Source organism: Hoeflea marina (genome assembly GCF_003182275.1).
Taxonomy (GTDB): domain Bacteria; phylum Pseudomonadota; class Alphaproteobacteria; order Rhizobiales; family Rhizobiaceae; genus Hoeflea; species Hoeflea marina.
Genome location: NZ_QGTR01000002.1, coordinates 599,520 through 626,183, shown reverse-complemented (window position 1 = coordinate 626,183; position 26,664 = coordinate 599,520). Strand labels below are relative to the sequence as shown.

Sequence of the window (26,664 nt, the reverse complement as noted above, 5' to 3'; positions counted from 1 at the left end):
ACTGGCGCTCGGCATCGGCACCTACTGTCGACATCTTAGACATTCATCAAGATTCGCCACCGATCAGACTTGCATCTCTCCGCTGACGCCGCAGCCCGAAGGCGTCTGGCTCGATAGGACAATACGAAAATCGGCGCGAACGGTTAGAAGGTGGTGCGCACGCTTGCCGCGAGCCAGCTGCTCGTCGTCTCGCCGGAGCTGGTGACATTGCCGACGATTGAGAAGGTCATGTCTCCGAAGGTTGCTTCGGCCCCGATGGCGGCCCGCACCCAGTCCTGCTGGTAGGGGGCTGCCGCCAGCTCGAAAGCGCCCAGCCCGATAACCTCGCCGGTGACATTGCTGCCGCTCTCCTGGAAGCGGTGGACCGCCTCCAGCGTGCCGATAACGCTGACCTTTTCTGAAACCGGAACGCGGGCATCAAAGCCGATTCTGGCCTGCGTTGTGCTGTCGCAAAGCTTGTTGAAGCTCGCCGGAAACGCCCCGCCCGTCTCGGTATAGCCGTCCATGCAGCCGCGCGCGTGCGATCCTTCGACAAAGGGCGAGAAATGGGAGACCATGTTCTCCCACTGCAGGCGGCCGCGGATGCCGAAGCCGGAAAGATCGGTCTTGCCGGCGGAACTCGCGATCAAGCCTCCATTGGCCACGTAATTGCGTGTGATATCGGCGCTGCCAGTCAGCGCCGTGCCCGTCAGCACGCCCCAGAGGCCGCCGGCATTGGTGGGATAGAGCTGACCTATCGCTTCGAGCTTCGCATAGGTGCTCAGGGCGTCGGTGATGCCTCCGAAGGCGGAATTCTGCCGGTTGCCGGTGATGCCCAGGGCACCGTTGATCTGCACCGCGCCGAAATTGCGCCCGACGCCGAGCTCGCCCAGCGCCACCGAGCCGTCGCGGGCGCCGTGATCGTCCCGGCCCAGATCTCCGTTGATCCAGGCGATGTTGCGCTGTGCCGGCGCGCGCCGGTCGAGCGGCCGGCTGCCCGCGCCGTTGAGCAACAGGCCGACGCTGTTGACCGTGGTCGCATTGGTGACAGCCGCGTGGCCCAGGGTCGCGTTCAAATCGGTCAGGGTGATCAGGCCCATGCCGCCACCGCCGCCCGAATTGTCGCCGCCGCCGGCGTTGTCTCCACCACCGGAATTGTCGCCGCCGCTGCTGTCGCCGCCACCGGCATTATCGCCACCCCCCGAATTGTCGCCACCGCTGCCGTCGCCGCCACCGGCATTATCGCCACCGCCCGCATTGTCGCCGCCGCTGTTGTCGCCACCGGATGTGTCGGTGACGTAGCTGCAGGTGGATGGACCGGTCCCGTTGCCACGGGCAATGTAGAGGTCGGAGACAAGGAAGGGAGGCCGGAACACGGGAGAGGTCTTGCCGACGATAACGCTGCCGTCACAATTGGTCGCAGCGGCCGTGTAGGTGCTGCCGTCAAGAATGCTCACCCCGCTTGACCGGAGCCACGCCTCGACGGTCACCAGGCCGCTGGTCTCGTCCCAGCGGAAGCCTGAGGGATAATTTGGCGGATCAATATCGCCGACCAGAACCTGGCCGTTGCCTGAAACAGCCCGAGCGATCGATCCGCGCTCGGTTTGTCCGAGGGTGGATATGACGCCGTCCTGCCAACGAACGGCAACCTGGTGGCCACCCAGGTCCGAACTGCCTGCGATCACCCTGCCATCGTAGGACACATCAAACGCGTAGGAGTGGCCGGCTCCGAGAGTTTCAAGCGCCGTCATGCCTGTGGAATCGGTCCACGAAAACGCCCGCTGATTGGGTGCGTTCGAGCCGGAGGATACGCCGACCGCCACTGCGCCATCACCGGAGGTGGCATAGGCCACCGCGGATGCTTCCAGCTCGTCCAGCGAACCGAGGCTCTGCATGCCGCCCGCCTCGGTCCAGCGCATCGCGCGAAGCCGCCCATTCATATCGTCGGCCGATCCGACGATCACGTTGCCGTCGGCTGAAATGCCGAGCCCGGATGAATTGTTGGACCCCAACGATCCAAGATCTTGAAACCCGCCCGCGGCCGTCCAGCGATAGGTCCTGCTCCCATAGGGTTCCGTTTCCAGAACACTGTTGAGTGCCGATCCGGTGAAAACACTGCCGTCACCTGAAATGCCCTGCACATCCATCTTTTGCAGGATTCCGCGCGCGACACCCCCAAGCGGCGTAAATCCGGTAGCCTCGGTCCAGACCACTCCATGTCTCGTCGGGGTGCCATCGGTAGGATCGGTATTGGCAATGACGACTGAACCGTCATCCGAAACGCCCGCAGCTATGACGCGGGTCTGCGTGTTGAGATATTCCTGGGCGCCCGCCGGCATCGCAAAAAGCCAGGCACTGCCGAGCGCCGTGGCACTGAGCAGGGATTTCAAGTCTCGAGAGTTCATCGGTACCCCTGACAGAACGGCAATGGAAGGTCGGCCGGCGGCCGAGGGAATGCGAAAGCGTCACCTGAGCTCCGTTCCCCTGCGGTGCCTGCAATGCACCCTGCCAAAATGACCTTGACCCGCATCTGCCGGTATCCCCTGAACAGGGGACGTCGATGAGCATTTTGCGGAAGACGCGCTAGCGGCGATGCGCTAGCTTTCGGTCTCTTGAGTTAGAGACCTGTCATTGGAATACCGAAAGAGCTCGTTCCTGAGTGTCATGGCCGCCGGGCTTGCGGCGGCTCTTCTGGCTGCCGCGGCCCTCTACATCGCACTCGCCCAGCCCTGGATGGGGGTCACCCTTTCGGGCCAGAATGTCGAGCGGGGATTGAGGGTCGTCGCCGTTGATCCGCACGGGCCAGCCATGGGCCTCGAGCCGGGCGACTATCTTCGCAAGGTTGCCGGTGGCGGGCAGGAAGTGACCCTGCAGCCCTTCGACGCGGTCGAGGAGCCGGATGCCGCCAAGACCTATGCGGATTATCGGAATTTCTTCGTCCGCCAGCACCAGATCGCAAACATTGTCCGATCCGGAACGGTCACCTTCACATTGGCGGACGGCTCGACGACGAGCTTCGAGCCGGGCAGTTCACGGCCGGTTGCCACATTGCCCATCGTCTTCTGGATCCAGCTGCTCGCCGGCATCACCAGCGCGCTCATCTCCGGCTGGGCGCTCGGCTTCCGCCAGAATGTCCTTGGGGTAAGAATTCTGCTGCTGAGCAACGCCGCCCTGCTGATCGGCTGCTTTCCGACCGCCATCTACACCTCCCGTGAGCTCGCCCTCGACGGCCACCTGTTCCGCGCGCTCTCGGCGCTCAACTCGTCCGGATCGCTGGGCTTCTGCGTGCTGCTGCTGGCGCTGTTTCTGGTCTATCCGCGCAGCCTGGTGCCGATGTCCATGCTCGGCGTGCTTGCCGCAGTCTTTGCCGTCTGGAGCGTCATCGAATTCTTCCAGATCGGCCTTTCGGTGCCGGGCGTGGCGCGATATCTGCCGATCACGCTGACCGCTTCGGCGGCGTTTCTTGCGGCAGCCCTGCAATATCTGCGCGCGAGGGGTGACCCGCAGACCCGCACGGCGCTCGGCTGGTTCGGCTTCTCGCTGGCGCTCTGCATTGCCATTTTCAATCTGTTTTACACCATCCCGCCTTTGCTGGACCGCGAGGCCTATGTGCCGCCGGTGGCAGGCTTCGCCATAGCGCTCGTCCTGTTTGGCGGCATGACGCTCAGCGTTATCCGCTATCGCCTGGCGGATATCGAGATATGGACATTCCGCTTGCTGCTTTACGGCGCGGGCGTCGTCGCCTTCGCCATCGTGCACATTCTCCTCATCTCGGTGACCTCGCTTGATGAAGTCCCGGCTTTTGGCATTTCCGTCGTCTCGGTGAGCGTGCTGTTCATTCTCCTGCGCGCGGCGATAACCCGGCATTTCCTGCCCCGGCAAAATCTGCAGCGGCAGATGTTCGAGGAGGTGGTGAACGTGGCGATGACCGTTCCCGACGCTGCGCGAAACCGGAAGTGGCAGGACCTCCTCCTCCGCGCCTTCGGCCCCCTGCAGATGGAGAGTACGGCGGATTCGGATGCCCCGCATTTTGAGGCTGACGGACGCTCTCTGAGCATCCCCGGCGGCGGTCTGGTCTCGCCGCTCAGGCTCGTTCGCGCGGGCACCGCGGTGGCGCCGTTTTCGCGACGCGACGTCAATCTGGCGGGCGACCTCTACGAGATGCTGAGGCATTCCGGCGCCAGCCGCGACGCCTATGCCCAGGGCATAGCCGAGGAACGGGCCCGCATCGGGCGCGACATGCATGACAATATAGGCGCGAAGCTTCTGAGCGCCCTGCACGGCACGAAGCCCGAAAGCAAGGACGCCATGATCCGGGATGCGCTGTCGGATCTGCGGGATATCATCAACAATGTCACCGGCGTTCCGCAATCGCTCGATGAAAGCCTGGCCGAATTGCGGCTCGAGACCGCGGAAAGGCTTTTCGCGGCCGGCATCGCCCTGCGCTGGTCCTCGCATGGCGCCGACGATGCACCCGTCTCCCCCGTCGCCGCCAATGCCTTGCGCTCGATCATTCGCGAGGCGGTCAGCAACTCCATCCGCCATGCAAACGCCAGCAGCGTCAGTGTCGCCATCGGCCACGCCGACGATCGGCTGGAATTGACCATCAGCGATGACGGGCAGAGCACTGCCGGCGATCAACCGCGCGACGGCGGCAGCGGCACCGGGCTTGCCGGCATGCGCGTAAGGCTCGCCGGGCTCAAGGGGCGGATGGAAATCATCGAGAGCGGCCCGGGCTTCACCCTGAAGGCGCAGTTCTCTACAGTCGAGGGGATGCACCCATGAAGCACGTCTTGATCGTCGAGGATGTGTCGGAAACGCGGATCTGGCTCGGCGAGGTTGCGCGCGCAGCCTTTCCCGACTGTACCGCCACCATGGCCGACAACCTGCGCGCCGGCCGGGCGGCGGTCGACCGCTTCGTCTTCGACCTGGCCCTGATCGACCTCGGGCTGCCCGACGGCAACGGCCTGGACCTGCTCTCGCATCTGCGCCAGTCCGGCGCGCCGACGCTTGGTGTCGTCACCACGGTGATGGCGGACGATGCCAACATCGTTGCCGCGCTGTCGCGGGGGGCGAGCGGCTACCTGCTCAAGGAACAGCCCGCCGAACGCATTGTGCTGCAACTTACCCAGCTTGCCGAGGGTGTTCCCGCACTGTCGCCGTCGATCGCACGACGCATCATGGAGCACTTCCGCCTGACCGGGCCGGTGTCCGAAGAGACATCAAAGCTGACGTCACGGGAGCGCGAGGTTCTGGCCCTCATCAGCCGCGGACTGCGCAATTGTGACGTTGCCGAGTCCCTGGCCGTGTCGGAAAGCACGATCGCCAGTCACCTGAAATCGATCTACAGGAAACTCGGGATTTCCTCCCGCGCCGAAGCCACATGGCATGCCACGCGCATGGGCCTGACGCCGGGAGATCCGGGGATGCTGTGATATCGCACCTTGATGTCACAGCTTCTGCGACCTGACGGACTTAACTATGCGAATGGATGCGAGAAATCGAAAAGCGTCCCACCTAACCCTTCGCCAGCCTATCGTTTGAACCCTGACACCTTTTTCATCACCGGTTGCAACCATCGAGCGGCCAACCCGGAGTATTGGACCGCCACAAGCCCCGCATCAAGGTCGACGGACAGGTGGTTTCTGCAGGCGTTTAAGCGTCGATATAGATTGTCGCCCTGCTATTGCAGCAGGTTTGCAGAACATACTGTTTGCCAGCTGACGATAGAGAACACTGCTGATGTGCCGACATACGCTCTGAGCCAAGGCTGGGAACATGGGCGTACGAAAGTCGTGTAAGACAGTCCTGTACCACAGTGCCTGAATCTTGATTCCCAGCTAAAACACAAGTGCTGGAAAACCTGGATTCTTGACTTGAAAATGAAAGCTTGGCTGGGGCGCCTGGATTCGAACCAGGGATGGCGGTACCAAAAACCACTGCCTTACCGCTTGGCTACGCCCCAACAGGGTCCGGAGGCCGGTCCCGCAGGTTACGCCGGATCTCGCTCCGAAGTGTGGCGGGGATAGCAAAATGCGCGGCCGTCCACAAGCATTGTCGTGCGGCCGGGCCGACAAATTCGCCCCAAAGAAAAACCGCGGGGTGCCTGGGGCGCCCCGCGGTTCATGATGGTGTCGTCGCGGTGCCGGCCAGACGGATTGCGTCGTGCCGGACAGTCTCAGCGGCGGAACAGGCTGGCGAGCTGCCAGCCGGCCGGCACGATCGCCGCGGCCAGCGCCGCCTTGATCACGTCGGTGTAGATGAACGGGCCGACGCCCCAGGCAATGGCCTTGTCGGCGCCGAAGACGAGCGCGATCCAGGCAGCGCCCAGAGCGAGAATGATGGCCGAGCCGGCGAGATTGACGCCGAAGAGCTTGAGCGGGTTGCGGTCAAGGCCGCGGTCGGCGGCATAGCCGGTCAGGCCGGCGGCAAGCACGAAGCCCGCCAGATAGCCGGTGGTGGGACCGGCGAAATAGGCCAGGCCGCCGCCATTGGTGAAGACCGGCAGGCCGAGAGCGCCCTCGACCAGGAAGGCCGCCAAGGTCGCGACCGCCAGGTTGCGGCCATAGGCGGCCGCGATGGTGAAGATCGCCAGCGTCTGCAGCGTGGCGGGCACCGGAAAGAACGGCACGGTGATCTTGCCGGCGAGTGCGATCAGCATCGAACCGGCAATGACCAGGCCGGCATAGGTGGCAAGACGCGCCGCCTGGCCCGAGGGCATGTGGGTTTGAGCAAACGAGCGGGCGGGAGCAAAAGCCATGGTCATCGACCTCCAAATTGATGGCAGGCAACGGATTTTCCCGTTGCCTCTTACCGTTTCTATATTGGTTTCCCCCGGTGACGGCAAGCGGCCACGGCCACTCTTGCCCCACCCTCCACAGCCCGGGGCACAGCGCGCGGCCAGCCGGCGGGGAGGCGCCCGGGGCCGGCCACGCGAGATTGAATTCGCTGCCGATGCAGGCTAGGCAGGGTGCGGCCGAACCAGGCCAGACCTGCGCCCAGGGCGCGCGGGCGGCGCCCCTGCCCGCCCCATCCGGAGCTTGCCGTGTCAGATCCCAATTTCGTCCGCGACTTCGATCCCGCCCACGGCCAGTCGGTGCCTGTCGCCGAGGCGATTGTGCGGGTGACGGCGAACAATTCAGGGCCGATGACCTTTCACGGCACCAACAGCTACATCCTGGGCCGCGACACGCTCGCCGTCATCGATCCCGGCCCGATCGACGAGGCGCACTGGGCCACGCTGCTCGCTGCCATCGGCGGCCGTCCGGTCAGCCACATCTTCGTCACCCACACCCACCGCGACCACTCGCCACTGGCGGCCAGGCTGAAGGCCGAGACCGGAGCGGTGACGGTGGCGGAAGGCCCGCACCGCGCCGCCCGGCAGCTGCATGTGGGCGAGATCAATCCGCTGGCCGAGAGCTCCGACATGGACTTCCGGCCCGACATCGCCGCCGCCCACGGCCAGATGATCGATGGCGACGGCTGGCGCATCGAGGTGCTGCACACGCCAGGCCACACCGCCAATCACGCGGCCTTCGCGCTCGACGGCAGCGGAATCGTGTTTTCCGGCGACCATGTGATGGCCTGGGCGACCTCGATCATCGCGCCGCCCGACGGTGCCATGAGCGACTACATGGCCTCGCTCGACATGCTCGCCCAGCGCCGCGACACCATGTACTTCCCCGGCCACGGCGGACCTGTCAACGACCCGCTGCCCTTCGTGCGGGCGCTCAAGACGCACAGGCGCCTGCGCGAGCGGGCAATCATCGAGCGGGTCAACCAGGGCGACAGGCGCATTGCCGAAATCGTGGCGGCCATGTATCGCGACACCGACCCGCGGCTGCATGGCGCGGCGGCGCTGTCGGTGCTGGCGCATCTCGAGGATCTCGTCGGCCGCGGCCAGATCGTCACCGACGGACCGCCGGCGCTGGCCGGCGAATACCGGCCGGGCTGATCCGGGCGCGTTTGTCGGACGCAAGCCATCCGGGATCCATGCCTGCGGCTCAGCCGCCGGCGATGCCGAGCAGGCTCACATCGAGTTCGCGCAGGAAATCCTTGATCAGTTCGGCATTGAGGCCGAGATCGTGGTCGCCGTCACGGGTGGCCGCGCGCAGGTCGACGAAGGTCGTCTCCTCCTCCTCGACCAGGCGGATGAGCACATCGTGGTCGAGTCCCAGAATCCTCGAGCGGAAGGCATATTGCAGCCGCACGTCGGTGGGCAGCGGCGCAAGCGGCAGGGTCTCGAGTTGCGGCCGCGGCTCGGGAATCGGCGCGCGCGCCGGGTCGGCCTCGCCGGTGGTCGCCGCCGGCACCGCGGTCTCTTCGTCGCCGGCTTCCGGCGCCAGCTCCAGCCCCTGCGCCAGCTCTTCGGCGCCCCGGCTTGCCACCAGCGTCCACTTGCGCGCCACCACGATCGCCTGCACGGCCAGGAGCACCCGGTCTATGGCGCCTTCATAGCGGCGTCCCGTCAATTCCGGATAGGCGAGAACCTGCGCCCCGCGCCGCTCCGGACCCGACCCGGCTGTGCGCGGCAGCCAGGACGGCGCGATCGCCGGCTCCTCGAGCCATTGCGGCGGGTCGACGGGATCGGTGGAGAGGTCGTGCAGCGCCGGCAGCAGCACATAGCGGCTGGCGGCAATGCCGACGGGGCCAAGCACCAGCCCGGCCATCACCAGTCCGGCAAAGGCGGAGCGTCCGCCGCGCGCGCCGATCCTCCACAGCATGAAGAAGCCCACCGCCGACAGGCCGACAACCAGGATTGCCAGGCCCGCGGCGAGCAGGATCACCGCCACCGCGTTGGGCAGGCTGAGCATGCCGGCGCGGTGCAGCAGCGCGGCCGCAAGCGCAAGCACCAGCGCGAACCGGCCCAGCCCGCGGGACCAGGCTGCGGCGATCGAACTGGGACGCTCATAACGAAAGGGCATGGAAAACGCGCAGGCTGGGGATTGACGCTGATTGCGGTTGACCCTTACCGGTTCGCTTCCGGCTCGGCAAGCGCCACACTTCGGCCATTCTTGGCCGGGAAACTCTCCCGCAGGGGAAAGGCTGGAACGATATCAGGAGCACCGCATGACCCCTGCGACCATGATCACCCCCACGCAGACTTCGGCAGCCGCCGATTCGGCCGCCCTGTCGATTTCCCCTTCGGCCAGGCCGCTGTCGCTGGAGATGGTGGAACTTGAGCTCGCGCTCGACATCGGCGACATCCGTTCGCTCGGCTTTTCCTTCGCGGTGCGCCAGGCCATCGAATCGCTCGACGGCGAGTTCCTGTTCGACCTGCCCGCGTCCGGCCTGTCCGACACCGACCAGCGCATCGCCGTCGTCCGCCTTGGCCAGCCAGGCGAAGACCAGCTGCTGCTGGTCTCTCTCGACCAGGACGGCGAGCAGCTGAAGGTCGGGGTGCCCGACGAGCGCACGGCGGGGCTCGCCGACTTTGCCCGCGCCTTCATCGACGTCCTCGAAAAGCTCTGAACGCGGCTCCCCCGGTCGCCGCTGAGCCCTGGAGCGCTTCCGCCGTTCGCAGGCACGCAGGGGAGCTCCGGCCTGCAGGTCTGCCGCACGGTGCCGCGGCGCAGGGAAATTCACTTCCTCCGGAAATGCTGTAGTCTCCGCCCCACAGAATCGGAGACACCATGCTCGACCTTTCCGATGCCGACAGATCCATGCTGGCGGGCGCCGACGGCGCGGCGGCAGCCGATGCGCTGACGCTGCTGATCAGGTTCGCCGAGGCCGTGGGCGCGCCAGGCCTCATCGACTGCGCCTCCGCCCATGTCGACGGCTGCCTCTATCACGGCCAGGCCAGCCTTGATTTCGCCGAGCGCTTCGTCGCGCTGGGCGGCCGCGTGCGGGTGCCCACCACGCTCAATGTCGGCTCGGTCGATCTCATCCATCCCGAACTGTTCAACGGCGATCCGGCGCTCGGCTCCGCCGGCAAGCGGCTGATGGAGGCGCACGGTGCGCTCGGCTGCGTGCCGAGCTTCACCTGCGCGCCCTACCAGACCCTGTTCCGGCCGCAGCTCGGCGACCAGATCGCCTGGGCCGAATCCAATGCCATCGTGTTTGCCAACTCCGTCATCGGCGCGCGCACCAACCGCTACGGCGACTTCATCGACCTTGCCTGCGCGCTGACCGGCCGGGTGCCGGACTACGGCCTGCACCGGAGCGAGAACCGGCTGGCCCGTACGCGGGTCGAGATCGTCGGGCTGGAGGCGGCATCCGCCGACGAGGCCGGACAGATCGCGGTGGCGGCCGGGCTGTTCGTCGGCCGGGAATGCGGCGCCACCATCGCCGCCATCACCGGTCTGCCGCGCGTCACCTCGGAGGACGATCTCAAGGCGCTGGGTGCGGCGGCCGCCTCCTCAGGCGCGGTGGCGATGTTCCATGCCGTCGGACTGACGCCGGAAGCGCCGGATCTGATGACCGCCACCGGCGGCGTCGAGGTGCCGCTCGCAGGCCGGCTCGACGCCGCCGACATCGCCCTCATCCTGAGCCGGCTTGCCACCGTCCATGACGGCGCGGCGCTCAGCGCCGTGGCGCTCGGGACGCCGCATTTCTCGATGCGCGAGTTCGAGCGGCTGATGCCGATGTGCGGCGAACGCTTCACCGTCGACGTCTATGTCAACACCGGACGGCACGAATGGGGACAGCTCCAGGCGCGCGGCTGGGACCGGCAGCTCGAGCGGGCCGGCGTCACCGTCGTGGTCGACACCTGCACCTATGTGACCTCGATCATGCGCGATCTCTCGGGCGCGGTGATGACCAATTCCGGCAAATGGGCCTATTACGCGCCGGGCAATCTCGGCGTCGACGTCGGCTTCGGCACGCTGGCCGACTGCATGGCATCGGCGCGGGCCGGACAGGTGGTGCGGGCATGACCGGGATGCGGACGCAGGTGGCGGGATCGGCGAGCGGCGAGCCCCTGCTGCTCGATGAACCCTTGAGCTTCTGGGGCGGCTTCGACAGCGCCACGGGCGCGGTCATCGACCGGTTCCATCCGCAGCACGGCGCCTGTCTCAGCGGCCGGATCCTGTTCATGGAGCGCGGCCGCGGCTCGTCCTCGGGCGCCTCGGTGCTGGCCGAGGCGATCCGGCTCGGCACGGCGCCGGCGGCCATCTGCCTCGTCCACGACGACGCCATCATCGCCACCGGCGCACTGGTGGCGATGATGCTCTACGGCAAGCAATGTCCGGTGGTGGTGATCGGCGATCGTGGCGACTGGCTGGCGCTGGCCGGGTCGGCGCGGGTGACGGTCAAGGCCGAAAGCGCTGCGGCTCCGAGCGTGACGGCCGCCGCGGCGGCCGGCATCTGAGAGACAGGCCCGACGGGTCTATTCGGCGGCGACCACGGAGACCGAACCGCGGTTGGCGCGGAGCGGCGCGGCGTCGAGCACCCGATCGGTGACGGCGGCGCCCAGCACCATCGCGGCGAGGCCCGTCAGCGACGAGATCGCCAGCACCGAGCCACCGGTGAAGCCCGCGCCGATGGTGCAGCCGACGGCGAGAATGCCGCCGAAGCCCATCAGCACCGCACCGACCGTATAGCGGAGGATCGAAGGCGTGCCGGCTTCGGAGAAGGTGGCGATGCGGAACTGGCCGAACAGCAGCGACGCGATCAGGGCGCCGGCGAGAATCCCCGCCAGGATGCCCTGGTCTAGCCCGGCAACGGCGTCGGTGGCCGTCGCCAGCACGGCCGTGGTGGCGAGCGGCCGGATGAAGGAGAGGCTTTCGGCCTGGATCGGCTCGAAGACCTGGGTCGAGAGCATGTAGGTGAAGTACCAGCCGCCGACGATGGTGGCGCCGACGAGCGCGCCGCCGACCATCCGGAGCGGGGACAGCCGCGCCCTGAAGGCGAGCACGACGGCAATGGCGGCGAGCACGACACCCAGGGCCACGCCGTAGCCCCGGCCCAGACCTGCCTGCGCCAGGAGATCGTTGCCGCCGATCCGGGCGGTGCTCCACAGGCCGCCGATGCCGTCGCGGAGCGGCACCAGCACGCCGGTATAGGTGGCATAGGCGACCGCCGCGACCACCAGGATCGAGAAGACGGCGCGGAGATTTCCCGAGGCGCTCAACACCAGCAGGCGCGAAACGCAGCCGCGCGCCAGCACCATCCCGGCGCCGAAGACCAGCCCGCCGACGATGGCGCCCGAGAGGCTCTGCGCGGTGGAGAAGAAGCGGGTGTCGGCGACATTGATGGTGTCGGTGAGCAACAGCAGCTGCACGCCGAGAACGGCCACGGCGAAGCCGGCGGCCCAGGTCGCGAGCGCCTTCAGATCGCGGCCGCGGGTCAGGTCGAGCACCGCCGAGCGGGTGCAGAAGGCGGTGCGCTGGGCGAAGAAGCCGAACACCAGGCCGAGCACGGCGCCGCCGATCAGGGCCGTGTTGGCCTCGCCGACCATGTCAATGAGTGGCACCAGGTCCATGCTTTTCGCGCTCCGATAATATTCACACAACCATATATGATGCGCGGCGGCGCAGCTTGGTCCGAGATTGCGCCTGCATATACACAACCGGAAGAATTTTCCAAGCGGAGAGGACATCGTGGAATGGCTTGCCCGTCATGCTGCGGGAGCCAAGCTCCCTGGTGCATGTCGCCCGAAAGTGTGCAGCGGTTTCGGGATCACGACATGCATAATTACAAAGGCTAAAGCACATCGCCGAACCATGGATTTGGCATTGACTGGCTTTTGGCGCTTCGGCAATCTGGCCGGCGTCAGGCTGACCTTCGCCAAGGCTCGCCAGTTCGCCCAGGCGCGACCTATCGCGCCCGCAAGTTCCAACGCGGCCGCGCCCGGCCCCCCGCTCCATCGACAGGAACCGGCAAAGTCCGAGCAGCAAACCAATGGCCGTGAAGAAAGTCGACATCTATCCGCCGCGGGACACGGCGTCCTACCCGATGACGCTCTTGTGGATCGAGGAGCGCACGAATATCGCGGTGAAAGCCGGCGACGTCATTGCAGTGCTCGACACGCCAGGCGGCGAAGTCCGCCTCGCCGCGCCGTTCGACGGGCGCATCGATGCCGCCAACCATCGGCGGGGCGATCGGCTGAAGCAACGGATGGCGCTGCTGCGCCTCGTTCGCACCGGGCCGGAGGCCGGGACGGAGCAATCCCGAAAGCGGAACATGACACTGGACGAGGAAATCGACCAGCACTTCGAAGCCAGCGGCATCACGGTGCCGGACCGGCAACCCTGGAGCTGGTCGGAAAGGGGACTGATAGCCTGTGTGCTGCTGCTCCTCGCCGTCGGAGGCCATCAATGGTGGGAGAGCGCCGACGAGACCGGCAAGATCTACGACGGACCGCTGAGCCAGGCCCGGATGATGGCGGGCGATTCAGGCGGCGCCAGGGCCGCATGGACCCAGAGCATGGAAGCGTTCGCCAATGGCCAGGGCATCCTGCAGGTCTTCGCCACGGAGGGCGACGACAGCTACGTCAGCTGTCCGGCCGTGCTGGTCGGCGACAACATCGCCGCCGTGCCCGATGACTGCGCCTCGGCCGCCTATCCGGAGCTTGAGACCGGCCGCCTGCCGGTGGCCTACTTCCGGACAAGCGTGCTGGCAACCGGTCGCCTGAAGACGTTGAGCTTCCCTGTCCGGGAACTGCGCTACTGGCGCGCTCCGGAGGGCGAAGACAAGTCGCAGAGCGTTGCTCTCGCGGTGCTCCGGCCCGCGCCGGGCCGAACGGTGCGGGCTGACACGGGCCGCTCCGGCTTTTCCGTGATCGGCCGCAGCAAGCCGCCGGCCTATCTGCTGGTCGATGAGGTCGAAGGCGAGCCCGGAGACATGCGATCGAGCTACGGCTGCAGGTTCTGGGCAAGCAGCGCGCCCAGGTCCGACGCAGCGGGAAACCGGCTTCCCCTTTCCGTGGAGGTCGAGAACTGCCTTGCCAGCAGGCAGCTCGGCGTGGTGCGCGAACCGGCCGAGGGCAAAGCCTATTTCACCGGCTTCTTCGCCACCTCGACCGCGCCGGGCGCGGACGGCTTCTACTAAAGGGTGACTGCCCGCCTGTTCGGCGACCGGGATTTCGACCTGCTGGACGCCGCGGCGAAAGGGCAGATGCCGGCGGGATTCCTGGCGCGCGAGTTCCAGGTTGTGGACAGGCGGCCCGCGCTGACGCTCGCCAATACCTGCGGCAAGGATGTGCGGTTCCACTTCGCCAGCCCCGACGGAACCGTCATGAAGTATTTCGCGGTCAAGGCCGGAACCACCGTGACCGCCGACAGTCCACCCTTCATCGGCGAGTATCTGTTCAGCATCGACAACGGCAATGCCGCCAGCCCGGGCACCCGCGAGGTTCGCTTCCGCGACGAAACCTACCACATGATCGAGGTCTCGACCGGTTCGGACCACACGCTGATCTGGAACGAGGCCTGCCGCGGCGGCTGATGCGTCAGGCCGCAGACCGCTGTCAGTCCACGCTGGCGCCGGCCTTGATTGCCGCCTGGGCAGCGGCCAGTCGGGCAATGGGCACCCGGAAGGGCGAACAGCTGACATAGTCGAGCCCCAGGGTTTCGCAGAAATGCACCGAGGCGGGGTCGCCGCCGTGCTCGCCGCAGATGCCGAGCTTGATGCCGGGGCGCGTCGCCCTGCCCTTCTCGCTCGCAATCCGCACCAGTTCGCCGACCCCGTCGATGTCGAGAGTGACGAAGGGGTCGTGCTCGATGATGCCCTTCTGGCGATAGGTCATCAGGAACGAGGCTGAATCGTCGCGGGAGATGCCGAAGGTGGTTTGGGTCAGGTCGTTGGTGCCGAAGGAGAAGAACTCGGCCACCTCGGCGATGGCATGGGCCCTGATGGCGGCCCGCGGCAGCTCGATCATGGTGCCGACGAGATAGGTGATGTCGACGCCCGATTCACCGATCACCTCCCTCGCCACGGCGTCGATGCGTGCCTTGACGAAGTCGAGTTCCTCGCGAAGGCTGACCAGCGGCACCATGATCTCCGGCTCCACCGGAGCCCCGGTCAGCCGGGCCGCCTCGACCGCCGCCTCGAAGATGGCGCGGGCCTGCATCTCGGCGATCTCCGGATAGGAGACGGCAAGGCGGCAGCCGCGGTGGCCGAGCATCGGGTTGAACTCGTGCAGTTCGTCGACGCGCTGCGTCAGCTTCTCGGCCGATACGCCGATGACGGCGGCGACTTCGGCGATCTCCTCGGCGGTCTTGGGAAGGAATTCGTGCAGCGGCGGGTCGAGCAGGCGGATGGTCACCGGCATGCCCTTCATGATCTCGAACAGCTCGACGAAGTCGGAGCGCTGCATCGGCAGCAGCTTGGCGAGCGCGGCGCGGCGGCCGTCCTCGGCGTCGGCGAGGATCATCTCGCGCATGGCGGTGATGCGGTCGCCTTCGAAGAACATGTGCTCGGTGCGGCAGAGCCCGATGCCCTCGGCGCCGAAAGAACGCGCCGCGCGCGCATCGGCCGGCGTCTCCGCGTTGGTGCGCACCGTCATGCGGCGCGCCGAATCCGCCCATGCCATGATGCGGCCGAAATCGCCCGACAGTTCGGGCTGCAGCATCGCCACGACACCGGTCAGCACCTGGCCGGTGGAGCCGTCGAGCGTGATGACATCGCCGGCCTTCAGCGTGACGCCAAGGGCGGTGAGGGTCTGGTTGCGACCGTCGATGCGCATGCCGCCGGCACCGGAAACGCACGGGATTCCCATTCCGCGGGCGACGACGGCGGCGTGGCTGGTCATGCCGCCGCGGCTGGTGAGAATGCCCTCGGCGGCGTGCATGCCGTGGATGTCTTCCGGGCTGGTCTCGACGCGCACGAGGATGACCTTGCGTCCGGTCTTCGCCGCCTCGACCGCCTCGTCGGAGGTGAAGACAATCTCGCCCGTGGCCGCGCCCGGCGAGGCCGGGAGACCGGTGACGATGACATTGCGGACGGCGTGCGGATCAATCGTCGGGTGCAGAAGCTGGTCGAGCGAGGCGGGATCGATGCGGCTGACGGCTTCGGCCTTGGTGATGAGCCCGGCTTCTGCCATTTCGACGGCGATCTTCAGCGCCGCCTTTGCCGTGCGCTTGCCCGAACGGGTCTGCAGCATCCACAGCTTGCCGCGCTCGATGGTGAACTCCAGGTCCTGCATGTCGCGATAGTGGGCTTCAAGCCGGTCGCAGATGGCCAGGAATTCGGCATAGGCCTCGGGCATCAGCTTTTCGAGCGACGGCCGGTCGGAGCCGGACTCGATGCGGGCGAGCTCCGAGATCGACTGCGGGGTGCGGATTCCGGCGACCACGTCCTCGCCCTGGGCATTGACCAGGAACTCGCCGTAGAGCGCATTTTCGCCGGTCGACGGATTGCGGGTGAAGGCCACACCGGTTGCCGACGTGTCGCCCAGATTGCCGAACACCATCGCCTGGACGCTGACAGCCGTACCCCAGGAGGCGGGAATGTCGTGCAGCTGCCGGTAGGTTATGGCGCGGGCGTTCATCCAGCTGGCAAACACGGCGCCGATGGCGCCCCAGAGCTGCTCGTGCGGATCCTGCGGGAAGGGACGGCCCAGTTCCTGCTCGATGGTCGACATGTAGCGGCCGATGATGACGCGCCATTCCTCGGCGGTCACGTCGGTGTCGAGCTCCCGGCCGAACCTGGCCTTCTCGTCCTCGAGAATCTCCTCGAAGACGTCATGGTCGAGGCCCATGACCACATCGGCATACATCTGGATGAAGCGGCGGTAGCTGTCGAAGGCGAAACGCTCGTCGCCGGAATCGCGGGCGACCGCATGCACCGTCTCGTCGTTGAGACCGAGATTGAGCACCGTGTCCATCATGCCGGGCATCGAGGCGCGGGCGCCCGAGCGCACCGACAGCAACAGCGGACGCTCCCGGTCACCGAAACGCCGGCCCGCAGTCGCCCCCACCGCGTCCATCGCGGCGGCGACCTCTGCCTCCAGACCGTCGGGCAGCTTGCGGCCATTGTCGTAGTACCAGACACAGGCCTCGGTGGTGATGGTCATGCCGGGCGGCACCGGCAGGCCGAGATGGCACATTTCCGCGAGGTTGGCGCCCTTGCCGCCGAGCAGATTGCGGTCCTTCGCGGACCCTTCCGCCTGACCGTCGCCGAATGTGTAGACCCATTTTGTCATGACAAACCTTCCCGGATCGCAGTTCCCGGCTGGGGAAACCTGGATCATCGTCCGCTGCCGCGGCGCTTCACCCACTGGATTGCGCACTGCACAAATCCGCCCTTGAGCACGGGATTAACGCATGGCAGGCGAATTACAATCCGCAAAAGGTGGCAGGCAACGGTTTAATCGATCCAATAGATCAAGTCTTTGCCCGTCCGGGCGCGGCCAGCCGAAAGTGGAGTGTCAGGACCGCCGCGAGCAGCGTGGCGGCCACCGGCAGATACCAGCCTGCCCAGATGCCGGCAGGCTCCGCGGACAGCAGGCCAAGTCCGCAGGCGAGCGAAAGCAGCGCCACCAGTCCGGAGATCCGCCAGGCCGACAGCCCGGCACGGTAGGCCTTCTGGTAGGCGTGCTGCGAGTGGGCCTGCCAGAACGGCTGCAGCCGCGCTGCCCTGAGAGCCAGGGTGGAGAGTGAATCGACCGCGTAATAGGCAAAGGGCACCAGCCCGGCCAGGCCGCCGTGAAGATCGTGCAGCGCGAGAATCGCCAGGCCGCAGACGAGGCCCAGCGGAAGACTGCCGCTGTCGCCCAGGAACATCCGAGCCGGCGGCCGGTTGAAGCCGGCAAAAGCCAGAAGACCGCCCGCGGCACCGGCGGCCAGCAGGGCGATCATGCCCGCATCGCCCTGCCCGGAGAGCGCCATGGCCGCGAAGGCCAGCGGGATCCCGGCGCCGGCGACACTCATCAGGTCGAGCCCGTCCATGAAATTGACGATGTTGATGCTTGCGACCAGCACCAGCATGGCCAGGACCGTGCCCGAAGCGGAGGGCAGCACGGGTCCAAGGTCGGGAATGAGGCGCGGGAAGGCAGACAGGGCCAGTGCTGCAGCGGCGGCATGCACGGCTAGCCGGAACAGGGCCGGCCGGTGCCTGACATCGTCCAGAAAGCCGACCACGACCAGCAGGGCAATTGCCGCCCCGATCCATCCGGCGGCACCGCCACTGACGCCGCCTGCAAGGCCAACCGCGGCTGCCGCCACGAGCCATGCCGCGGACAGGCCAAGCCCGCCAAGCTGGCGCGGACGGTGGGCGTGGTTCGAGCGCGGTGTTATCGCTGCGACCAGAAACGTCGGCGCGGCACAGCGGTCCAGGATCAGGAGCAGAGCAGCAGTTGCGGCGCACGCGACAGCTGCCGCAATCCAGATACCAGCCATGGGGACCCCGTTCGCAATTCAGTTCAGAGCAGGCCCCCGGCCCGCCGGATGGCAAAAGGTGACGCGGCATGGCCGGTGGCGCAGGCACGCCACAGCAAGCCGGTCAATCTGCGCCTGTCTCGCGCTGGCGCAGGATGGCCTGGAAGGGCGGTGTGCGCGGACTGTCCGGCCTTTCGGGCGGCCCTGCCCTCTCGCCTGCGAGCGAGCGGTCAGGCAGGCTGCGATAGCCCACAAGCCGGGTGAGTTCGGCCCGGATGGCGTCGACGTCATCGCGGCCGAGATGCACGGCAAGGGTCTGCATGTCGATCGACAGATCCGCCCAGCGCGGAAACGGTTCGCGGGTGGAGAGAATGTGGGAATGCTCCGTGCCGCTGACATCGGGTCCATGGAACAATTCCTCGTGCAGCTTCTCGCCGCGGCGAAGTCCGATATATTCGATGGCGACGTCACCACCCGGATTCTTCTCGTCGCGGATCGTGTTTCCGGACAACTCGATCATGCGGCGAGCCAGATCCTGGATCCGGACCGGATCGCCCATCTTGAGCACGAAGATGTCGCCGCCCGATGTCATCACCGAGGACTGGATGACCAGTTGCGAGGCTTCCGCGATGGTCATGAAATAGCGCGTGACATCGGGATGGGTGATGGTGACGGCCTTGCCCGACGCGATCTGCTGGCGAAACAGCGGAATGACCGACCCGGAACTGTCTAGCACATTGCCGAAGCGGACGATCGAGAGATGGGTGGACTTGCGGATGATCTCGATATTGCCGTCGAACTGCGGAGCGGGATCGTCGGCAAGCGCCTGCACCACCATCTCCGCCAGGCGCTTGGAGGCGCCCATGATCGAATGCGGGTAAACGGCCTTGTCGGTGGAAACCAGCACGAAGGACGGCACCTGCAGCTCGATGGCGGCGCGCGCCACGTTGAGTGTGCCGAAGGCATTTGCGTCGAGCCCCTCGGAGGGATGCTGTTCGACCAGCGGCACATGCTTGTAGGCGGCGGCGTGGAAGATGGTGTGGGGCCGTGCCTCCGCGATGATCGAGCGCATGCGCTTGTAATGCCGGACGCTGCCGAGAACGGGCTTGATGACCAGGTCGATCTGCCTGGACCCGGCCAGTTCCGTGAGTTCGGCCGCGATCTGGTAGAGGCCGAACTCGCTGTGATCGACGAGCACCAGCCGTGACGGCCTGAATTCCAGCGCCTGACGGCAGATTTCCGACCCTATGGTCCCGGCAGCCCCGGTCACCAGCAGCGTGCGTCCCTCGACCGCCGCCTTCATCAGGCCGTGTTCCGGAACGATGGGCGCGCGCGACAGCAGGTCGATCGAATTGACCTTGCGGGTGTTGGAGAATGTCACCAGCCCCGAGGTGAGATCATCCATCGACGGCAGGATCCGCGCCTTGATCGGCCACTGCTTCAGTTCTGCCAGCAGCGAGAGCTGCTTGCGGCGCGCCAGCGACGGCATGGCGATGAGGATCTCGTCGAGCGCCTGCAGATTGACGAGGGAATCGAGGTCCGCCATGTCGTAGACGCGACGGTTGTTGATGACCTGGCCAACCTTGCGCGGATCGTCGTCGAGAAATCCCACCACGCGGTAGACAAGCGATCGTTCCAGGGCATCGGCGGTCTGGATCCCCGCCTGGCCGGCGCCGTAGATCATCAGCTTGACCGGCGCGCGCCGATTCGAACTCGTCAGCGCGAAGCGGACGGTGAAGCGGGAGAGCACGACGAGCGCCGGAAAGAGGATGGCGTAGATGAAGGCCGCGGTGCGGGGATGAGTGAGGCCGACATAGGACCAGCTCAGCAGCATGAGCGGCACAAACAGCAGCAGATGGAGGCCGAGGGCGACCAGCAGCGTCTTGATGGTGGCAGCCCCCGAGTAGCGGAAGACAGCGCGATAGAGACCGTAGCGCACGAAAATCGGCAGGAAGATCAACGGTGAGAGCGCGTAGAGGCCAATGTTGCGGAGATCGGGCCAAACCACATGGTTGGCCGGCAGAGAAGCCGCTACCCACAGGGCCAGCATTGCCGCCGAACAATCAAACAAAACGGCAATGATCTGCTTTGCCCGCCGGTCGGGACGCAGTCCCAAGAAATGAACCAGTGTTTCAAGTTTCTTCAGCGGCATTTCGTTGACCAATCGGGTCCGATGAATTGCGGCTCGCGCTGCCCTGGCAGACCTTATGCCGACGTTCCAGGCAATGCAAACTGCAACTGCAGGATATTCAGATGGGCGTCCTTCCCCTAACTGAGCCGATACCGGGAAACATGCAACCTGTTAGAATTTGGGATGGTCATTCGTGCGAGGGCGTGCGCGGGGATGACAGCGAGCAGGCGCAAGTCGGCTCAGCTCGCCTCACGCAGCTGCTCGGCGGTCTGCAGGTCGACGGAGACCAACTGGCTCACGCCCTGCTCGGCCATCGTGACGCCGAAGAGACGGTTCATCCGGGCCATGGTGATCGGGTTGTGGGTGATGATGACGAAGCGCGTCTCGGTCGACGTCGCCATCTCGTCCATCAGGTTGCAGAAGCGCTCGACATTGTGGTCGTCGAGCGGCGCGTCGACCTCGTCGAGAACGCAGATCGGCGCCGGGTTGGTGAGAAAAACCGCGAAGATCAGCGCCATCGCTGTGAGTGCCTGCTCGCCGCCGGAAAGCAGCGTCATGGTCTGAGGCTTCTTGCCGGGCGGACGAGCCAGGATCTCGAGCCCGGCCTCCAGCGGGTCGTCGGATTCGATGAGCTGCAGCTCGGCGGTCCCGCCGCCAAAGAGATGGCTGAACAATCGCTGGAACTGCGCATTGACGATTTCGAACGCCACCAGCAACCGCTCGCGACCCTCGCGGTTGAGGCTCTGGATCCCGGCGCGCAGCTTGCGGATCGCCTCGATGATGTCCTCGCGGTCGGCGATGATCGATTCCAGCCTGGCCGACAGCTCGGCCTGCTCCTCCTCGGCGCGCAGATTGACCGCCCCGAGCCGCTCGCGTTCCACCTTCAGCCGGTCGAGATTGCGCTCGACCACTGCTGCGTCCGGCAGATCGGAACCGGGCGTCAGGCCCGCATGCCGCATCGCCTCATGCGGAGCGCAATCGAGCGCCTCCCGGATTCTGGCCTCGCTCTCCTCGCGACGCTCGCGTGCCGCCATCAGCCGCTCTTCGGCGCGGCCGCGCGCCTCGCGGGTCTGGGAGAGCGAGCCGATCGCCTCCGTGGCCCGCTTGTCGGCTTCACGCGAAGCAGTCTCGGCGGCGGCGAGGGAATCCGCCGCCGCCGAGCGCAGCTTCTCGGATTCCGCAAGCTGGTTCATGAGCTGCCGGCGCCGGGCGGCGATCTCGTCGGGCGCATCGGTGATCGTCGCGGCCTCTTCGCCGGCCTCCCGGGCGCGCTCGCGCAGGGCAACGACATGGCTTTCGGCATTGGCGGCGCGCTCGACCCACCCCTTGCGCTCCACCCCGATGGCGGCAAGCCGCTGGGCGCGCGCGGCGTTCTCGCGCTCCAGTCCCTCATGCATGGCGCGCGCCTCGGCAAGGCGGCCGCGATCGGTGGCGACTTCGGCGGTGACCCTGGCAAGCGATGCATCGAGTGACGAGAGGTCCGGACAACGGGCCAGCGCCGCATTGGCTTCATCGAGCGCCTCTGCCGCCTCCCGGGCCTGGGCGCCGACCTGGGCGCGGGTTTCGGCCAGCACCGCGCGGCGGCTCGCGAGTTCGCCCGAGGCACGTTCCGCGCTCGCCAGGTCGTCGCGCGATTTGGTGACCGCGCGGCCGAGATCGCGGATCAGGTCACGCGACAGCCGCTGCTCGCTGTTCCTTGCCGCCAGCAGGCCTTCGGCGGCCGCCTGTCCCTGTTCGGCCTGCCTGAGCACGGCGGTGGCGGCCGTGACTTCGGATTCGAGTTCGGCCAGACGGTTCTTCTGCTCGAGCCGCATCGCCGCGGCAGTCGGCGCATCGGCGGAGGCGACATAGCCGTCCCAGCGCAGCAGCGCTCCATCCCGGGTCACCAGGCGCTGTCCAGGACGCAATGTCGGCTGCAGGCTCTTGGCATGGCCGAAATCGGCGACCAGGCCGATCTGCGCCAGGCGGCGGGCGAGCTCGGCGGGAGCCCTGACATGGGCGCTCAGCGGCGTGACGCCTTCGGGCAGGGCCGGATCATCGCCGCTTCCCGGAACCAGCAGCCAGTGGGCTGGCGCGGCCGCATCCAGCGGCAGATCGAGATCGTCGCCGATGGCGGCGCCGAGTGCGGTCTCGTAGCCGCGATCGACCTTGATCTTCTCCACCACGGCGGGGAACTGGTCCGAGCCCGCGCCGGCGCTGAGCATACGGGCGATGGTCCTGGCCTCGGTTTCAATCGCGTTGAGACTGGCGCGGGCCTCGGCCACCGGAGCCCGGGCGGCGATGTCGGCGGCGCGGGCCGCTTCCAGGGCCTGCTCGATGCGGGCAAGCGCGGCCTCGGCTTCGGCCAGTTGCGCAGCCGCCTTGTCCGCCTCGATCCGCTTGACGGCAGGATCGGGCAGCCCGGCGATGCGCTCGGCAAGCTCGGCCAGATCGGCATCGTGGCGCTGCATCTGGCGCTGCAGGTGGCCGTGGCGCTCGCCGAGATCGCGGATGCGGCGCTCAAGCTGGCTGCGCTCGGCGGCCGCCTCGGCCCGTTCGGCGGTGATGACGCCGAGTCCGACCTCGCTTTCGCCGAGCTTGGCGCGAGCGGTTTCAAAGCCGGCCTTGAGTTCGACGCCGCGACTGCCGCTTTCTGCAAGAGCCTGACGGATGCCGGTTTCCTCCAGCGCAAGCCGCTCCATGGCCCCGGCATTGTCGGCCATCATGCGCTCTTCCCGGGCGATGTCGGCGGCCAGCTGTTCGATGCGCCGTTCAAGCTCCAGCTTGCGACGGGTGACGCGTTCGGCTTCCTCGTCGATCTGGGTGCGGGCGATCTGCAGCCGCTGCAGGGCGGCGGCGGCTTTGGCCTCGTTCTCGCGCAGCTCCGGAAGCTTGTGGGCGGCAATCGCCTGGTGCTTGGCTGCTTCCATCTGCGCCTGGGCCATTTCCGCAACCAGCGACGTGGCCTTGGTCAGCGCCGAATCCGCCTCGGCCTCCTGCGATCTCGCCTGCGACCAGCGCAGATGCAGGAGAACCGCTTCGCCCTGGCGAATGTCGGCCGACAGGGTCTTGAAGCGGCTGGCCTGGCGGGCCTGGCGCTTGAGACTCTCGATCTGGCTCTCCAGTTCGGACGTGACGTCATCAAGGCGCTCGAGATTGGTCTCGGCCGCGCGCAGCCGCAATTCCGCTTCGTGGCGGCGGGAGTGCAGACCGGAAATGCCGGCGGCTTCTTCGAGCAACTGCCGGCGGGCCTGCGGCTTGGCCTGGATCAGTTCGCCGATGCGGCCCTGGCCGACCATCGACGGCGACCGTGCGCCGGTGGAGGCATCGGCAAAAAGCAGCTGCACATCCTTGGCGCGGGCTTCCTTGCCGTTGATCCGATAGACCGAGCCGGATTCGCGCTCGATGCGGCGGGTGACCTGGATCTCGTCGCTGTCGTTGAAGGCTGCGGGCGCGGTGCGGTCTGAGTTGTCGAGAAAGAGCCCGACTTCCGCGGTGTTGCGCGCCGGCCGGTGGCCGGAACCGGAAAAGATCACGTCATCCATGCCGGAAGCGCGCATGTTCTTGTAGGAGTTCTCGCCCATCACCCAGCGCATGGCTTCGACGAGATTGGACTTGCCGCAGCCGTTGGGGCCGACGACGCCGGTCAGCCCGCGCTCGATGACGAACTCCACCGGTTCGACGAAGGACTTGAAGCCGAGCAGGCGGAGCTTGGTGAATCTCATGACCTGCACCCGATCATGGCGCCGGCCGGCACGGCCGGGCGCATCGACCCGCGCACGGCTGCGCGGGGCATGACGCCCCGCGACCGATGCCTGTCTGCCCGATCAGAGCAGCGGGTCGATGATCGCCGACATTTTCTCAATCGACATTTCCCCCGAATAACGCTTCCCGTTGATCAGGAAGGTCGGCGTGGAATTGACCCCGAACTGTTCGGCGCCCTTGGTGCGAACCGCATTGACATCATCGAGAAGTTTCTGGTTCGTCAAGCAAGCCTCGAACGACTCCTGTGTAAAACCGGCCAAACGGGCGATCTGCAGCAGGGCCGTGCGCGCATCTTCCGCGGTGGCCCACGTCTGCTGCTGCTTGAACAGCACATCGACCATGGGGAAATATTGGCTCTCGGGTGCGCAACGGGCCAGCATGATGGCGGCCGCGGCGCGCGGATCGAACGGAAACTCGCGCAGGATGAAGCGAACCTTGCCGGTATCGACGTATTTGTCGACCAGCGCGTGAAACGTGCCCTCATGGAAGCGCGCGCAGTGCGGGCAGGTCATCGACATGTATTCGACGATGGTGACCGGGGCGTCCTCCTTGCCGATTGCCATCTCCTTGAGCGGCCCGGGTTCGAGCACCTTGGCCATGTCGACGTCTCCGTCCGGCTTCGGCGCCTCGACGGCGGCCGGGGTCGCGCCAGTGGTTTCCGGCGATGTCGCGGCGGCCGTGTCGGTCGCCGGCGCAGCAGCCACATCGGCAGCGGGAACGGCGGGGGCGGCGGTCTCCGTCGGAGCGGCTGCCGGCGCTTCGGCCTTGTCGTCGGAATCGCTGCAGGCGGCAAGTGTCAGGGCCAGCAGTGAAACTGCAAGCGAAGTGGCCAGGCGTGACGTCAGACGAACCATGTGTTGCATCCCTTTGATCGTATGGGCCGGTGGCGCCGACAGAGGCGCTGGCCCGATTCCCGTTTCGGAAATCCGTTGGATTTGCCAGGCGGCACAGCAGTCGCCGCCGGGCGCTGAAGGACTCCTATAGCCGCAATTGTGGTCAAACAAGTGGGCGGGGCATCAAAGTGAAGTGATAATGCAGAGCAGTGGTCCTGCTCTGCCGTCAGCCGCGCTTCGGTCGCCGTCCGATGACGCCCTTCCCCAATCGCTCCAGCGACTCCCTGAGCCGGGGGTCCTCCACGTCCGCCAGCAGGTCGGCGAGGCGCTTCCGCTCCAGACTGTCGAGCGGCCGCAGCCCCGGCTTTGCCGATGGCTGGCTGATCGCCTTCTGGACGATGCGGATCTGGGTGATGGCCGGAAAGCCGAAGAAGCCGTTGACGCGGCCGATCAGCTCCGCCTCCTGATGCATCAGGAACAGCGCCCGCGACCCCTCGCAGGCGACCGTCAGCACCCCCGGCGCGAAGCCGCCGCCGCGCTCGTCGGGACCATCCTGCCGCGGCCAGCGGATGCGCTCCGGTCTCGAGCAGTCGGCGAACTGCTGGCCGACGATTTCGCCCCAGGACGCAAGCAGCAGCGTGTTGATGCCGGCGCGCTTGGCCAGGATCGGATCAATCAATCCGTTGGCGATCTCGGCGATCTGCCGTGTCATTCCCGGATGGGTCGGCTTGGCCAAATGCTTGCCTTTGCTCGGTTGCCGGCGGGGTCGATTGCAGTCAGGCGGAATTTGCCAGTTCGAGATAGCGCGAAAGCACCAGCAGGGAAAGGATGTCCTCCCTCTGCCGGCGCTGAAACAGCGCCACATGGGCTTGGGCGTTGGCTATGACAGCGCGGGCTTCCTCGGGGTGGCGCTCATAGTGATCGACCACCTCATCGAGATCTGCGAAATCGGGCCGCATTTCGGCATAATGCAAGCCCGGCATGAGCAGCCCCTCGGCAAACCAGGTCTCATATTTCGGCTTCGGCATCAGGCAGAGAGAGTTCGACGCCATGATCCATTTCAAGTTGGTCGCCACGTCATTGCCTTCCAGCGAGATGATATATCGGAACCGCATGTGATCGGGCTTGGACAGGAATTGCCCCGGCTCTCCCAGACCATCCAACGGCTTGCCGACATAGGCGATGTCATGCCGGGGGGAGCGGCCATGGGCTCTCACCAGCGCCCGCCGCAGGGGATTCTTGCCATCGCCGCGCCACACGGCGGCCGGACGCTTGGCGTCGAACGGGACAGGATCGCTCAGGACACTGAAATGCCTGAGGGCATCGAGCTTCATCAGGACCGAATTCGCGTTGTCGCCGTCAATCGGCCGGCTCTTGACGATGCTCGGCTCGGCGGCCACCGTGGTGATGTCGCCGAAGCGGCAGAACAACCGCATGTGCGGATTGAATGCCGCAGCGCTTCGCCGGAGGTCATAGTAGTAATAGGATCTGCCCCTCGGAATGGTGCCGACCGTCTCTCCCGCCATCAGGCGGAATGGCTGATCAAGCTTGATGTAGTGATCGAGCCGCCGCTGCTCGAACTCATCGAGCGGATTGCTGTCAAGCGTCGCCAGCAGGCGCCTTGCGCGCGCCCTGTGCCAACTCGACGGCAGCATGTCCCGTCCGACCGCATCGATGTAGTACGCAACTCGAAGACCTGGACTGCGAAGCGACATGGAAC

20 protein-coding genes and 1 tRNA gene are annotated in these 26,664 nt (G+C 66.4%); 8 read left to right on the top strand and 13 right to left on the bottom strand.

Translation table 11 applies throughout. The features are described from left to right. Positions 1 to 143: 143 nt before the first annotated feature. Positions 144 to 2,384, bottom strand: coding sequence for a hypothetical protein (locus DFR52_RS09380; protein WP_110031670.1), 2,241 nt, complete (start codon positions 2,382 to 2,384; stop codon positions 144 to 146). Between the two features lie 226 nt (positions 2,385 to 2,610). Between DFR52_RS09380 and DFR52_RS09375 the strand changes: the two genes are divergently transcribed. Together DFR52_RS09375 and DFR52_RS09370 are read left to right on the top strand one after the other, a co-directional pair. Beyond that, the gene (locus tag DFR52_RS09375) at positions 2,611 to 4,764 is read left to right on the top strand and encodes a sensor histidine kinase (protein ID WP_146215574.1); all 2,154 of its coding nucleotides are present in this window, start codon (positions 2,611 to 2,613) and stop codon (positions 4,762 to 4,764) included. Beyond that, positions 4,761 to 5,414 carry a response regulator transcription factor gene (locus tag DFR52_RS09370; RefSeq protein ID WP_110031668.1) on the top strand — a complete coding sequence of 218 codons (654 nt, stop codon included), beginning with the start codon at positions 4,761 to 4,763 and terminating at the stop codon, positions 5,412 to 5,414. The genes DFR52_RS09375 and DFR52_RS09370 overlap by 4 nt, the downstream gene beginning before the upstream one ends. Before the next feature lie 456 nt (positions 5,415 to 5,870). Here the strand turns inward: DFR52_RS09370 and DFR52_RS09365 are convergent. Both DFR52_RS09365 and DFR52_RS09360 read right to left on the bottom strand, forming a co-directional pair. Next, positions 5,871 to 5,944: transfer RNA gene (locus DFR52_RS09365), tRNA-Gln, on the bottom strand. Between the two features lie 213 nt (positions 5,945 to 6,157). Next, a complete protein-coding gene (locus DFR52_RS09360; protein ID WP_110032043.1) occupies positions 6,158 to 6,739 on the bottom strand; it encodes a biotin transporter BioY in 582 nt (193 codons plus the stop codon). Between the two features lie 285 nt (positions 6,740 to 7,024). Between DFR52_RS09360 and DFR52_RS09355 the strand changes: the two genes are divergently transcribed. After that, positions 7,025 to 7,933: an MBL fold metallo-hydrolase gene (locus DFR52_RS09355; RefSeq protein ID WP_110031667.1), complete on the top strand. Its 909-nt coding sequence runs from the start codon at positions 7,025 to 7,027 to the stop codon at positions 7,931 to 7,933. 49 nt (positions 7,934 to 7,982) lie between these two features. Here DFR52_RS09355 and DFR52_RS09350 read toward each other — a convergent pair whose 3' ends face one another. Further along, positions 7,983 to 8,903: a DUF1499 domain-containing protein gene (locus DFR52_RS09350; RefSeq protein ID WP_110031666.1), complete on the bottom strand. Its 921-nt coding sequence runs from the start codon at positions 8,901 to 8,903 to the stop codon at positions 7,983 to 7,985. A gap of 145 nt (positions 8,904 to 9,048) precedes the next feature. Here DFR52_RS09350 and DFR52_RS09345 point away from each other — a divergent pair, with 145 nt between their 5' ends. The 3 genes from DFR52_RS09345 (at position 9,049) to DFR52_RS09335 (ending at position 11,287) form a co-directional block, all read left to right on the top strand. Beyond that, a complete protein-coding gene (locus tag DFR52_RS09345; protein WP_110031665.1) occupies positions 9,049 to 9,450 on the top strand; it encodes a hypothetical protein in 402 nt (133 codons plus the stop codon). Positions 9,451 to 9,611: 161 nt separating this feature from the next. Then, entirely contained in the window at positions 9,612 to 10,853 is a 1,242-nt protein-coding gene (locus tag DFR52_RS09340) for an aconitase X (protein ID WP_110031664.1), read from the top strand. After that, complete coding sequence (locus DFR52_RS09335) at positions 10,850 to 11,287, top strand: aconitase X swivel domain-containing protein (RefSeq protein WP_110031663.1); 438 nt, start codon at positions 10,850 to 10,852, stop codon at positions 11,285 to 11,287. Before DFR52_RS09340 ends, DFR52_RS09335 begins: the two co-directional genes overlap by 4 nt. 18 nt (positions 11,288 to 11,305) lie before the next feature. On the opposite strand, the gene DFR52_RS09330 is transcribed toward DFR52_RS09335, so the two are convergent. Both DFR52_RS09330 and DFR52_RS24215 read right to left on the bottom strand, forming a co-directional pair. Beyond that, positions 11,306 to 12,400, bottom strand: a complete 1,095-nt coding sequence (locus DFR52_RS09330) for a YeeE/YedE family protein (protein ID WP_110031662.1) — start codon at positions 12,398 to 12,400, stop codon at positions 11,306 to 11,308. 22 nt (positions 12,401 to 12,422) lie between these two features. Next, positions 12,423 to 12,842: a hypothetical protein gene (locus DFR52_RS24215; protein ID WP_146215573.1), complete on the bottom strand. Its 420-nt coding sequence runs from the start codon at positions 12,840 to 12,842 to the stop codon at positions 12,423 to 12,425. Between DFR52_RS24215 and DFR52_RS09325 the strand changes: the two genes are divergently transcribed. Together DFR52_RS09325 and DFR52_RS09320 are read left to right on the top strand one after the other, a co-directional pair. After that, positions 12,820 to 13,968, top strand: coding sequence for a hypothetical protein (locus DFR52_RS09325; protein ID WP_110031661.1), 1,149 nt, complete (start codon positions 12,820 to 12,822; stop codon positions 13,966 to 13,968). The genes DFR52_RS24215 and DFR52_RS09325 overlap by 23 nt on opposite strands. A gap of 3 nt (positions 13,969 to 13,971) precedes the next feature. Further along, positions 13,972 to 14,364 (top strand): hypothetical protein, encoded by a 393-nt coding sequence (locus DFR52_RS09320; protein WP_110031660.1) that lies wholly within the window; start codon positions 13,972 to 13,974, stop codon positions 14,362 to 14,364. A 22-nt stretch (positions 14,365 to 14,386) separates the two neighbouring features. Here DFR52_RS09320 and ppdK read toward each other — a convergent pair whose 3' ends face one another. The 7 genes from ppdK to DFR52_RS09285 form a co-directional block, all read right to left on the bottom strand. Beyond that, complete coding sequence (ppdK, locus tag DFR52_RS09315; protein ID WP_110031659.1) at positions 14,387 to 17,062, bottom strand: pyruvate, phosphate dikinase; 2,676 nt, start codon at positions 17,060 to 17,062, stop codon at positions 14,387 to 14,389. Positions 17,063 to 17,243: 181 nt separating this feature from the next. Then, positions 17,244 to 18,257 carry an MraY family glycosyltransferase gene (locus DFR52_RS09310; RefSeq protein ID WP_110031658.1) on the bottom strand — a complete coding sequence of 338 codons (1,014 nt, stop codon included), beginning with the start codon at positions 18,255 to 18,257 and terminating at the stop codon, positions 17,244 to 17,246. A 103-nt stretch (positions 18,258 to 18,360) separates the two neighbouring features. Beyond that, the gene (locus tag DFR52_RS09305) at positions 18,361 to 20,388 is read right to left on the bottom strand and encodes a polysaccharide biosynthesis protein (protein WP_146215572.1); all 2,028 of its coding nucleotides are present in this window, start codon (positions 20,386 to 20,388) and stop codon (positions 18,361 to 18,363) included. A 218-nt stretch (positions 20,389 to 20,606) separates the two neighbouring features. Further along, positions 20,607 to 24,071, bottom strand: coding sequence for a chromosome segregation SMC family protein (locus DFR52_RS09300; RefSeq protein ID WP_110031656.1), 3,465 nt, complete (start codon positions 24,069 to 24,071; stop codon positions 20,607 to 20,609). Positions 24,072 to 24,173: 102 nt separating this feature from the next. After that, the gene (locus DFR52_RS09295; protein ID WP_425351167.1) at positions 24,174 to 24,974 is read right to left on the bottom strand and encodes a DsbA family protein; all 801 of its coding nucleotides are present in this window, start codon (positions 24,972 to 24,974) and stop codon (positions 24,174 to 24,176) included. A gap of 196 nt (positions 24,975 to 25,170) precedes the next feature. Next, positions 25,171 to 25,656 (bottom strand): DUF721 domain-containing protein, encoded by a 486-nt coding sequence (locus DFR52_RS09290; RefSeq protein ID WP_110032042.1) that lies wholly within the window; start codon positions 25,654 to 25,656, stop codon positions 25,171 to 25,173. Positions 25,657 to 25,720: 64 nt separating this feature from the next. Then, positions 25,721 to 26,659 (bottom strand): glycosyl transferase family 90, encoded by a 939-nt coding sequence (locus DFR52_RS09285; protein WP_110031654.1) that lies wholly within the window; start codon positions 26,657 to 26,659, stop codon positions 25,721 to 25,723. Positions 26,660 to 26,664: the final 5 nt, after the last annotated feature.